This window comes from Methylobacterium longum, assembly GCF_022179385.1.
GTDB lineage: Bacteria > Pseudomonadota > Alphaproteobacteria > Rhizobiales > Beijerinckiaceae > Methylobacterium > Methylobacterium longum.
In genome coordinates this window covers 58,981-68,564 of sequence record NZ_BPQS01000027.1, presented here as the reverse complement: position 1 = coordinate 68,564, position 9,584 = coordinate 58,981, and the positions used below count along the sequence as shown (strand labels likewise).

The following is a 9,584-nucleotide window of genomic DNA, read 5'->3' as shown; positions in this document are numbered from 1 at the left end:
CTATCTTCACGGGCCGGAGGGGCCGCGCTGGTACACGTTCGACGCCCGGCACAACCGCCCGCGCATCGGCCGCATCGTCATGGCCCGCGGTCGCGACGCCACCGACTGCGCGCTCACGACGAGCTTCGGAACCGCCCAGCTCATCCAGTTCGATGTTCACACCGACGCGGTGCACGACACGCAGGATGCTCTCGCCCAGGCGGCCTGAACCGAGTGGCCTTGTGCCGACAAGCCGGCGCGAAGTCCGCGCTGGCCACGCGGCGGCGCGTGAGCCGCGAGGCCCCACGCCGAACCCATTCGGGCGCGGCTCGGAATGCTAAGCGATCTTGGCCGCCTCATGGATGGCCGGGGCGTCGTTGTCCTGGTGCAGGAAGGTGGGGTCGAACTCGGCCACGGTCACCAGCTCATCCCAATCCTCGATCGTCAGGACGCCGCCCGTCAGAGTGACCAGCTTCCGCTGACGGAGCGTGCGCAGCACCCGGTTGAGGTGGACGCTGGTGAGGCCGAGGGCGTCGGCCAGTTCCGATTGCTTCGGCGCCAGCGGACAGCTCGGCCCGGTCGCTAGGCCCACGACCCGTTGCCGGAGATACAATTCGCAGAACACGTGCGCGACACGGCCGAGGGCCTGCCGCCGGCCCAGGCTGGTGATCCGCTCCCGGTAATGCGCGGCGTCGATCAGGGTGTCGCGCCACAGGGCGTCCGCGAGGTCGGGATGGCGCCGGAGGACCGGCCGGAGCTCGTCGTGCGGGATGAATGCGATGACGCAGGCCGTCAGGGTGGCGAGGTTGTGATCCATCCGGTGCAGGTGCAGGCTCTGCAGGTCCGGCATGTCCCCCGCGACGTAGAACGACAGGATCTGTCGGTCACCGTCGGAGAGGGCGGCGTAGCGGGAGACCCAGCCCTGCAGCACGAGACAGCAGTGCGACGGCCTGTCGCCGAACCGGGCGATGTCGTGGCGGGCGGGCAAACTCCGGACCGTGTGCGGCAGGCTGAGGAGCGCGCTGCGCTCGGCCTCGCCGAGACGCGTGATGCTGTCGAGCTTCCGCGTCAGCATCTCCATCGGCATGGTGTGGGCGGTCGGCATCGGACGTCAGGCCTCGATCCACGCGCCGGGTACCGGTCCGGGAGTGTGGCTGCCATCCGGGCAGGAGCCGAATTCGAAGCGCGGCACGTTCTCTTCCCCCAACCCGTCGCCGGACCCCCGCGCCAGCGAGCCGCCCCCGGACCGAGACGGTCTTCGCGGGGGCACTGAGCGGATCCGGGACATGCTCCGTCAGGCTGGCGGACCTATCGCGTCCGTTCGATCCCCTGCAAGACTGGCACGTGGCCGCGGCGCAGTCACGCGGTCCCGCACCGAAAAACCCTTTCGGTTGAAGTCGCAGGGCCGTTGCTGTATGGCACGCGGGTCTTTCCGGACCCGCTCGCGCGCGCTCGTCATCTGGCGCGGCCGCCGAGCCGCCGGCTGGACCGCCCTCGTCATCCGTATCGACGCGTCGGCAAGCCGGATCCTGCGGGACCGGTCGCCTCTCCCGGGAGATCCAAGGGAGCGGCCGCGGCGAGCGGGGGTGCGTGCAACGCGAGCCGCCGACGCAACGGGCCTCCGCCGGAGGCCGTTCAGGAGACAGAATGACCGCTGGTACCGCTCTGGGGCGCAGCCCGAGCCGCGACGATTTCGCCGCCCTCCTCGAGGAGAGCTTCCTCGAACACGAGATCACCGAAGGTTCCGTCGTCAAGGGTCGCGTCGTCGCGATCGAGAAGGACGTGGCCGTCATCGACATCGGCGCCAAGACGGAAGGCCGTGTCGCGCTGAAGGAATTCACCGGCCCCGGCCGGGAAGGCGAGCTGAAGGTCGGCGACGAGGTCGAGGTCTACGTCGACCGGATCGAGAACGCCCTCGGCGAAGCCGTCATCTCGCGCGACAAGGCGCGCCGCGAGGAGAGCTGGGTCAAGCTCGAGAAGTCGTTCGAAAACAACGACCGCGTCACCGGCACGATCTTCAACCAGGTCAAGGGCGGCTACACCGTCGACCTCGACGGCGCCGTGGCGTTCCTGCCGCGCTCGCAGGTCGACATCCGTCCGGTCCGCGACGTCACCCCGCTGCTGGGCACCCCGCAGCCGTTCCAGATCCTCAAGATGGATCGCCGCCGCGGCAACATCGTCGTGTCGCGCCGGACCGTGCTTGAGGAGAGCCGCGCCGAGCAGCGCTCGGAGCTGGTGGCCAACCTCGAGGAAGGTCAGGTCATCGACGGCGTCGTCAAGAACATCACCGAGTACGGCGCCTTCGTCGATCTCGGCGGCATCGACGGCCTGCTGCACGTCACCGACATGGCGTGGCGCCGCGTGAACCATCCGTCCGAGGTCGTGACCATCGGCCAGACGGTCAAGGTCAAGATCATCAAGATCAACCACGAGACGCACCGCATCTCGCTCGGCATCAAGCAGCTGCTCGCCGATCCGTGGGAGGGCATCGCCGCCCGCTACCCGGAGGGCGCCAAGCTCAAGGGCCGCGTGACCAACATCACCGACTACGGCGCCTTCGTGGAGCTGGAGCCGGGGATCGAGGGCCTGATCCACGTCTCCGAGATGAGCTGGACCAAGAAGAACGTCCACCCGGGCAAGATCGTCTCCACCTCTCAGGAGGTTGAGGTTCAGATCCTTGAGGTCGATCCCGTCAAGCGCCGCATCTCGCTGGGCCTCAAGCAGACCCTGCAGAACCCCTGGGAGGGCTTCGCCGAGAAGCACCCGGTCGGTTCCGAGGTCGAGGGCGAGGTCAAGAACAAGACCGAGTTCGGCCTGTTCATCGGCCTCGAGGGCGACGTCGACGGCATGGTCCACCTGTCGGATCTCGACTGGAACCGTCCCGGCGAGCAGGTCATCGAGGAGTTCAAGAAGGGCGACATGGTCCGCGCCCAGGTTCTCGACGTCGACGTCGAGAAGGAGCGGATCTCGCTGGGCGTGAAGCAGCTCGGCGGTGACCCCTTCGCCGAGGCCGGCGAGATCAAGAAGGGCCAGATCGTCACCTGCGAGGTCATCGAGGTGAAGGATGCCGGCGTCGAGGCGAAGATCGTCGACACCGACATGCAGACCTTCATCCGCCGGGCCGAGCTGGCCCGCGACCGCGGCGACCAGCGCCCCGAGCGCTTCGCCGCCGGCGAGAAGTTCGACGCCCGCGTCGTTCAGTTCGACCGGAAGGCCCGCCGCGTGCAGGTCTCGATCAAGGCCCTCGAAATGGCCGAGGAGAAGGAGGCGATGGCTCAGTTCGGTTCCGCCGATTCCGGCGCCTCCCTCGGCGACATCCTGGGTGCCGCCTTCAACAAGAAGCGCTCCGACGACGAGTAAGACACCGCCCTCCGCCGCCGGGCCTGTCCGGGCGGCGGAGCCGAGGGTTTGAGACCCGCGCCGGACCGACGTCTGGCGCGGGTTCTTTTTTGCGATCGGCAATCCCAGGTTGCCAACGGGGCACCTCCGGGCGCGTCGACCGGTCCCGGCGCGACAGCGACAGGCCGCCCGGTCATTTTCTTCGCCCGCCCCATATCCACGCCCGCGGTAAATGCTCTAGAACACCGGCCTTGCACGGTTCGGACCGAGCGAGCCGAAGGAAACCAAAGACTTGCCGCACGCGGGACGTTGCTCCCGCACCCCGTCGAGGGGCCGGCAGGGGGCTTCAGGGGAAGGCACAGCATGGCAGCCGACGCCGAACTGCTGATCGACCGGCGGCGCCTGCGCCGCAGGTTGTCTCTCTGGCGCGTGCTCGGCGTCGGCGGCCTGATCGTTGCGGTCGGCGCCCTCGGTTACCGGGTCCAGACCGGCGCGGAAGGTGGCTTCGCCGTGCGGCCGCAGATCGCCCGAATCTCGGTCTCGGGCTTCATCGCCGGGAGCGAAGCGACCGCCAAGCTGATGAAGCGGGTCGGCGACGCCGATGCCGTGAAGGGCGTGGTCGTCTCGATCAACTCGCCCGGCGGTACCACCACGGGCTCGGAGGAGATCTTCCGCAACCTGCGGGCGCTCGCCGCCAAGAAGCCGATCGTCGCCTTTGTGGACGGCACAGCAGCGTCCGGTGCCTACATCACCGCCATCGCGGCCGACCATATCGTGGCGCGGGAGACGAGCCTCGTCGGTTCGATCGGGGTGCTGTTCCAATACCCGGATGTCTCGGGTCTTCTCGACAAGGTCGGGGTGAAGGTGGAGTCGGTGAAGTCGTCGCCGCTCAAGGCAGAGCCGTCGGGCTTCACTCCGACGTCGCCGGAGGCGCGCGCCGCCCTGGCATCCGTCGTCGGCGACACCTTTGCGTGGTTCAAGGACCTCGTGGCCGAGCGCCGTGGCATGGATCCGGGTCAGCTCAACACCGTCGCGGACGGCCGGGTCTTCAGCGGTCGCCAGAGCGTGCCGCTGAAGCTGGTGGACGAACTCGGCAGCGAACGCCAAGCGGTGGCGTGGCTGGAGAGCGCCCGCGGCGTTCCGAAGGATTTGCCGATCAAGGATTGGAAGCCGCGGTCGGAGAGCGACTTCTCCCTCTGGTCGGCGGCCGGCATCGGCGCGGACCTCCTGGGCCTCGAAGGCCTTGCGGCGCGGCTCCGGACCGTGGGCGCGGAGGCGCAGGCCGCCCGCGGCGGGCTGCTCGCCCTGTGGCGCCCGGAACCCTGAACGACCGCCCGCAGCCCGCCCCGATCCCGCGAGAAGACCGGACGCCATGATCAAGTCGGAGCTCGTCCTCAAGATCGCCGAGCAGAACCCGCATCTCTACCAGCGCGACGTGGAGATCCTGGTCAACGCGATTCTCGACACCATTTCCGACGCGCTGGCCCGCGGCGACCGGGTGGAGCTGCGCGGCTTCGGCGCCTTCTCGGTCAAGCGCCGCGAGGCGCGCCGGGGACGCAACCCCCGCACGGGTGCCGCCGTTGCCGTGTCCGAGAAGGCGATCCCCGTGTTCAAGACCGGCAAGGAGATGCGCCAGCGTCTCAATGCGGCGGGCATCGGCGAGAGTGCCTCGGCGGCCGAGTAGGAAGGGTTCGTAAGCGCGATGATCCGATTTCTGAAGAGCCTCGTGCTCCTGCCGATCGCGGCCTTGGTGATCCTGCTGGCGGTCGCCAATCGCGCCCCGGTGCAGCTCTCCTTCGATCCGGTCAACCCGGACGCGCCGGTCTTCAGCGTCGGCCTGCCGCTCTACGCGATCCTGTTCGGCGCCGTGGCACTGGGCATCGTGGTCGGTGGCATCTTCACGTGGCTCGGTCAGGGCAAGACGCGGGCCCGGGCGCGCTACCATCGCCGCGAGGCCGTCCGCTTCGAACGCGAGGCGACGCGGCTGCGGACCTACGCGCCGGAGAGCGAGACGGCGGGCCCCTACACGGTGCCGAATACCGGTCGGACTGCCCTGCCGGCCCCGCGGTAACGGGGCCCGGGCGCGCCTCGAGGTCCTAGCGCGCGACTCGCGCGGCGGCCACGAAGGCGGCGATCTTATCGGCGTCCTTCGCCCCGGGGGCCGATTCCACGCCGGACGACACGTCGACAGCGCCGATCCCCGTGCGGGCCAGTGCCTCCGCGACGTTGGCGGCATCGAGGCCTCCCGACAGCATCGTGCCGGGCGGAAGAGCGGCGCAGCGCAGGAGCTCCCAGTCGAAACGACGGCCGTTGCCGCCGGGCAGGGCCGCGTCCGGCGGTGCCTTGGCATCCAGGAGGATCCGATCGGCGACGGCTGCGTAGGCCGGCAGCACCGACAGATCCGCACGGGTCCCGATGCCGAGCGCCTTCATCACCGGCCGGCCCGTGCGGGCACGGATCGCCGCCACGCGCTCGGGGCTTTCCCGCCCATGGAGCTGGATCAGGTCCGGATCCACCGCCGCCACGGCCGCGGCGACCAGGGCGTCGTCCGGGTCGACCAGCAGGATGACCCGCTCCGCGCGCCCACGGGCGAGATCCGACAGGGCCGCGGCCCGCGTGAGCGCGACATGCCGCGGGCTGCGCGGAAAATGCACGAGTCCGATCCAGTCCGCTCCGGCCTCCAGGGCTGCGGTCAAAGTCGCTTCGGTGCTGAGCCCGCAGATCTTGACGCGGGTCGGGGTGACGGACTCGGAGGCCATGGGCGTCCTATAGCGGATCGTGGGCCGCCGATCAGTCCCCTTCGACGGCGGCCTTGGGGCGCTCGGATCCCGTGGTCAACCGCCATGCGGTGAAACCGCCGCGCCGGCTTCGGTACCTGTCCGGACACCGAGACGCCGGAACGGCGCTGCCCGGGCCGGTGGTGTCGATTCGATGACGTCGAGGTCGCGCTAGTACAGGGCCGGCACCGAGACGTTCGGTATCGGGAAGCCGCTGAAGACGAGCTTCCCGTCGACCAGCCGCAGCGGAGGAAGCGCCTTCAGGGGCGTTGTGTCGGTCGACGCCTCTGCATCCGGGCGTCGACCGAGGCCCAGCAGCCCACCGACCAGCTGCCCGACCAGGGCGCCCCTCTCAGAGCCGAAGCGCTGGCCGACGATGCTGCCGATCAGCGCGTCCACGCCGGCGGCACGGAGATCGATCTGGCCCGCCGGACGGTGGGCATTGTCGAGGGCAAGCGTGCCTTTGGCCTGCACGCGCTGCGCACCCTTGGCCAGCGAAAGGGCCGTCAGGTCCAGGGCACCACCGGCTTGCCGCCAGCGCTCCAGCTCGCGCGCGACGGTTCCGGTCCGCAGCACGGTGGCCTGGGTGAGGGTCGCGTCCAGGGCGAGGTCGGCGGGATCCCGGGTGGCGGTGAGGGCGTCGAGCTGCGGCGACGCGGCCTGGACGAGACGCAGGCTCACATCCACGGCGCCCGCCGCTTCGTAGCGGCCGGGCGCCGGTCGCGCGTGTACCTCCAGATGCCGGCCGGAGACCGCGATCGGCCCCGGCTCGGCGCCGGTCACCGTGACGTTGGGCGCGTCGATGACGGCGGAAGCCCGGGTGAACCCCTCGGCCGCACCGTGAAAACTCCCCTGGAAGGCCTTCCACGAGGCGTCGCCGGTCAGGTCACCCTGCTCGACGTGGAAGGGCCCGGCGCTCTCGAACACGACGAGACGGGGCTGGTAGATCTGGGCGACCGCGGTGCTGGGCCCGAGCCGGAAGCGTCCGTCGACCCGTTCGAGGGTCACTGCACTGCAGCGCAATTCGATGCGGAACGGGTAACCGCCGAGCGAGCGATCGGCGCAGGTCCAAGTGCGGCCCGCGGCCGCCTCTCGGGCGATCCAACCGTCGATCTCGTCGGCCGTCCGGGCTCGGATCCAGAACCAGGCGGCGGACCAACCTACGACCACGATCGCGAGCAGGACGTACGGCAGGAACAATCCAAGGCGCGAGCGACGCGCCCCCGATCCCGGCGACGCCTGGGCTGTGTCCTCCGACCGCGTCCGTTCCTGCACCATGCGTTCCGCTCCCCGACCAAGCCCCAACAGGGGCCGCGCGGCTTCGCATGAGGCCACGCAAGGGGCGAAACTGGGGCAGCGCCGCGCCCGGTCACGGCCGGGGCGTCGATCCGCCCCGCGCTTCATCCCTGACCGGGGACCGGCGCTCGCCCCGCGGGACGACGCGCCTCCACCATCGTCCCGATCAGACCTGGGCCGGCTCGATGGTGTCGATCTTCAGATCCTCGACGATCGCCACCCGCTCGGCATCGTTCTCGGCGAGGCGATGCACGTGCATCTCGGTGGCGCCGCCGCGACGGACCCGGTCGAGCCAAGTGCGCCGGAGATGGTCGCGCGGGCTCTCGCTCGAGCTGGCGACCGACAGCATCTCGGCGATGCCGGTGTCGTCCCGGCGGACCGCGATCACCACGGCCTCGGCCATCTCGTCGAGATCGAAGCCGCCGGCCGAATGGACGCCCACCACGTAGCGGCGGCCGGAGCGGCCGCGCCATGCAGAGAGCGGCAGCGCGGGAGACCCGCGCAGGCCTGCGGTCGTCTTGAGGCGTTCTTCACGCACATCCTGCCTCCGGCTGCGATCGTCCTTCAGGTCGCGAAGCGCGGCCGACCAGGACAGGGCTCTTCTGTTCGCCATTTGTTCCAAATTAGCGTGTGATATCCACAGGCGTCAAGGGCGACGTTCCTAAGGGAGGATGTGGGTATTGCGCCCGTTATCCACAAGCTGGATCCACCCGTGACCCGTGCGATGCCGGCCGCCGCGCAGCCGGAACGGATCAGCGGCGCGCCGAGGCTTCTGCGACCGCGCCGGCGCGGAGCTCGACCCGCCCGCGCTGGACCTCGTCGACGAGGGCGGCGGAGGCGGCTTCCAGGCGCTCCTGCGCCAAGGCCTGAAATTCCTGCCGGGGCAGGCCCGGGGGGATCGGGGGCAAGAACTCGATCACAGCGGTTCCCGGCCGGCGCACGAGGCTGTTGCGCGCCCAGAACAAGCCGGTGTTCAGCGCCACCGGCACGCACGGCACGTTCAAGGCGACGTAGAGGTGGGACAGGCCCTGCTTGTAGGCTGGTGCCGCCCCGACCGGGCGGCGGGTGCCCTCCGGGAAGATGATGAGCTGGCGTCCGCGCCCGATGGCCGCGCCGGCGGCGGCGTTCATCAAGCTCATGGCCCGGGTGCCCTTGGAGCGATCGATCGCCACCATGCCGCTGCGCGACAGGTACCAGCCGATCAGCGGGATGAGCAGCAGTTCCTTCTTCAGGACGTACGCGAAGTCCGGCAGCACCGTGCAGAGGGCCAGGGTCTCGAGCGCCGACTGGTGCTTGGCCGCCACCAGCAGGGGCCCCGGGGGGATGTTTTCCATACCGCGGAACTCGACCCGTGTGCCCGCCACGACCCGGAGCAGCCAGAGGGTGATCTGCCCCCAGGCGCGGGCCAACCCCATCACAGACCGTCCGGAAATCAGCGTCGGCAGGCCGACGACCGCCAGCACCGTCGTGGCCGCATAGAAGCAGATGTTGAAGGCGAGGGAGCGGAGGGCGAGCATCGGATTCCGAGTCGTTACGGCTTTCCTGTAGCGCGCCCTTGGGCCCGCGGCCAAGCGCGACCGCAGTTGAAGGGTCAGGCCCCGCCGGCGACGCGATCGTTCCGCCTGTAGCCCGCGCCCCGTCCGGCGACCAGCCAGTAGACCAGACCCGCGCTCGCGCCGACGGCGAAGAGGATCACCGTCAGGCGCGCCTCGGCGGCCAGGAGCGCGGGATCCCGAGCAGATCCGGACCGCATGGCACCGCGGGTGAGCCAGGGGAGGGCGGCCGTCAGCAGGCCACAGCCCGCGCCGTACCAGAGCAGGCCACGCCGCCCGAGGACTTCGCCGGCCAGACCGACCAGGGCCGGCGGCACGACCAGCAGGACGAACAACGCCTGGGCCAGACCGGCGATGAAGAGGATGAGCCCCTCCGGTGGCAGTCCGGCCGACAGGTCCGACAGTGCCATGTCGAGGCCGGCGAGCGCGCCGCCGGTCAGCCACGCCTGCGCGGCCGGGTCGATGAGGAGTGCCGACACGAGCACGGCGGACCCCGTCGGGACCGCGAGCAGCAGGGCAAAGGCTCCGAGGAACAGGCGGCCGAGGGCGTGCATCCCGCAAGCCTCTACACCGGTCGGCTCGGCTCGTCGCGCGAAAGCCGCGCCCGATCCTCGTGGATCCGGCGCGGCTTCAAAGGGTC

10 protein-coding genes and 1 pseudogene are annotated in these 9,584 nt (G+C 70.1%); 5 read left to right on the top strand and 6 right to left on the bottom strand.

What is annotated here, in order from left to right; translation table 11 throughout:
• Positions 1–208: pseudogene (locus MFF58_RS20575) on the top strand (transglutaminase family protein); the annotation flags it as partial.
• 108 nt (positions 209–316) lie between these two features.
• On the opposite strand, the gene MFF58_RS20570 reads toward MFF58_RS20575, so the two are convergent.
• Positions 317–1,084 carry a Crp/Fnr family transcriptional regulator gene (locus MFF58_RS20570; RefSeq protein WP_238290761.1) on the bottom strand — a complete coding sequence of 256 codons (768 nt, stop codon included), beginning with the start codon at positions 1,082–1,084 and terminating at the stop codon, positions 317–319.
• 542 nt (positions 1,085–1,626) lie between these two features.
• Between MFF58_RS20570 and rpsA the strand changes: the two genes are divergently transcribed.
• From rpsA to MFF58_RS20550, 4 genes are all read left to right on the top strand, one after another.
• Positions 1,627–3,339, top strand: coding sequence for a 30S ribosomal protein S1 (gene rpsA, locus MFF58_RS20565; RefSeq protein ID WP_238290760.1), 1,713 nt, complete (start codon positions 1,627–1,629; stop codon positions 3,337–3,339).
• Positions 3,340–3,681: 342 nt separating this feature from the next.
• The gene (gene sppA / locus MFF58_RS20560) at positions 3,682–4,644 is read left to right on the top strand and encodes a signal peptide peptidase SppA (RefSeq protein WP_238290759.1); all 963 of its coding nucleotides are present in this window, start codon (positions 3,682–3,684) and stop codon (positions 4,642–4,644) included.
• 46 nt (positions 4,645–4,690) lie between these two features.
• The gene (locus tag MFF58_RS20555) at positions 4,691–5,002 is read left to right on the top strand and encodes an integration host factor subunit beta (RefSeq protein ID WP_091785957.1); all 312 of its coding nucleotides are present in this window, start codon (positions 4,691–4,693) and stop codon (positions 5,000–5,002) included.
• An 18-nt stretch (positions 5,003–5,020) separates the two neighbouring features.
• On the top strand, positions 5,021–5,389 hold the full coding sequence (locus MFF58_RS20550; protein ID WP_238290758.1) for a LapA family protein: 369 nt from the start codon (positions 5,021–5,023) through the stop codon (positions 5,387–5,389).
• 25 nt (positions 5,390–5,414) lie between these two features.
• Here MFF58_RS20550 and MFF58_RS20545 read toward each other — a convergent pair whose 3' ends face one another.
• The 5 genes from MFF58_RS20545 to MFF58_RS20525 form a co-directional block, all read right to left on the bottom strand.
• The gene (locus MFF58_RS20545) at positions 5,415–6,077 is read right to left on the bottom strand and encodes a phosphoribosylanthranilate isomerase (protein WP_238290757.1); all 663 of its coding nucleotides are present in this window, start codon (positions 6,075–6,077) and stop codon (positions 5,415–5,417) included.
• A 189-nt stretch (positions 6,078–6,266) separates the two neighbouring features.
• A complete protein-coding gene (locus MFF58_RS20540; RefSeq protein ID WP_238290756.1) occupies positions 6,267–7,373 on the bottom strand; it encodes a DUF2125 domain-containing protein in 1,107 nt (368 codons plus the stop codon).
• A 184-nt stretch (positions 7,374–7,557) separates the two neighbouring features.
• Positions 7,558–8,004, bottom strand: a complete 447-nt coding sequence (locus MFF58_RS20535; protein ID WP_238290755.1) for a hypothetical protein — start codon at positions 8,002–8,004, stop codon at positions 7,558–7,560.
• A 139-nt stretch (positions 8,005–8,143) separates the two neighbouring features.
• The gene (locus MFF58_RS20530; RefSeq protein WP_238290754.1) at positions 8,144–8,908 is read right to left on the bottom strand and encodes a lysophospholipid acyltransferase family protein; all 765 of its coding nucleotides are present in this window, start codon (positions 8,906–8,908) and stop codon (positions 8,144–8,146) included.
• A gap of 74 nt (positions 8,909–8,982) precedes the next feature.
• On the bottom strand, positions 8,983–9,498 hold the full coding sequence (locus MFF58_RS20525) for a hypothetical protein (protein WP_238290752.1): 516 nt from the start codon (positions 9,496–9,498) through the stop codon (positions 8,983–8,985).
• Between the last annotated feature and the right edge of the window lie 86 nt (positions 9,499–9,584).

Excerpts from the sequence above, each read along its gene's own strand:
- MFF58_RS20570 (WP_238290761.1), bottom strand. The coding sequence starts at position 1,084 with ATGCCGACCGCCCACACCATGCCGATGGAGATGCTGACGCGGAAGCTC.
- MFF58_RS20525 (WP_238290752.1), bottom strand. The coding sequence starts at position 9,498 with ATGCACGCCCTCGGCCGCCTGTTCCTCGGAGCCTTTGCCCTGCTGCTC.
- MFF58_RS20535 (WP_238290755.1), bottom strand. The coding sequence starts at position 8,004 with ATGGCGAACAGAAGAGCCCTGTCCTGGTCGGCCGCGCTTCGCGACCTG.
- MFF58_RS20530 (WP_238290754.1), bottom strand. The coding sequence starts at position 8,908 with ATGCTCGCCCTCCGCTCCCTCGCCTTCAACATCTGCTTCTATGCGGCC.
- rpsA (WP_238290760.1), top strand. The coding sequence starts at position 1,627 with ATGACCGCTGGTACCGCTCTGGGGCGCAGCCCGAGCCGCGACGATTTC.
- MFF58_RS20540 (WP_238290756.1), bottom strand. The coding sequence starts at position 7,373 with ATGGTGCAGGAACGGACGCGGTCGGAGGACACAGCCCAGGCGTCGCCG.
- MFF58_RS20550 (WP_238290758.1), top strand. The coding sequence starts at position 5,021 with ATGATCCGATTTCTGAAGAGCCTCGTGCTCCTGCCGATCGCGGCCTTG.
- sppA (WP_238290759.1), top strand. The coding sequence starts at position 3,682 with ATGGCAGCCGACGCCGAACTGCTGATCGACCGGCGGCGCCTGCGCCGC.
- MFF58_RS20545 (WP_238290757.1), bottom strand. The coding sequence starts at position 6,077 with ATGGCCTCCGAGTCCGTCACCCCGACCCGCGTCAAGATCTGCGGGCTC.
- MFF58_RS20555 (WP_091785957.1), top strand. The coding sequence starts at position 4,691 with ATGATCAAGTCGGAGCTCGTCCTCAAGATCGCCGAGCAGAACCCGCAT.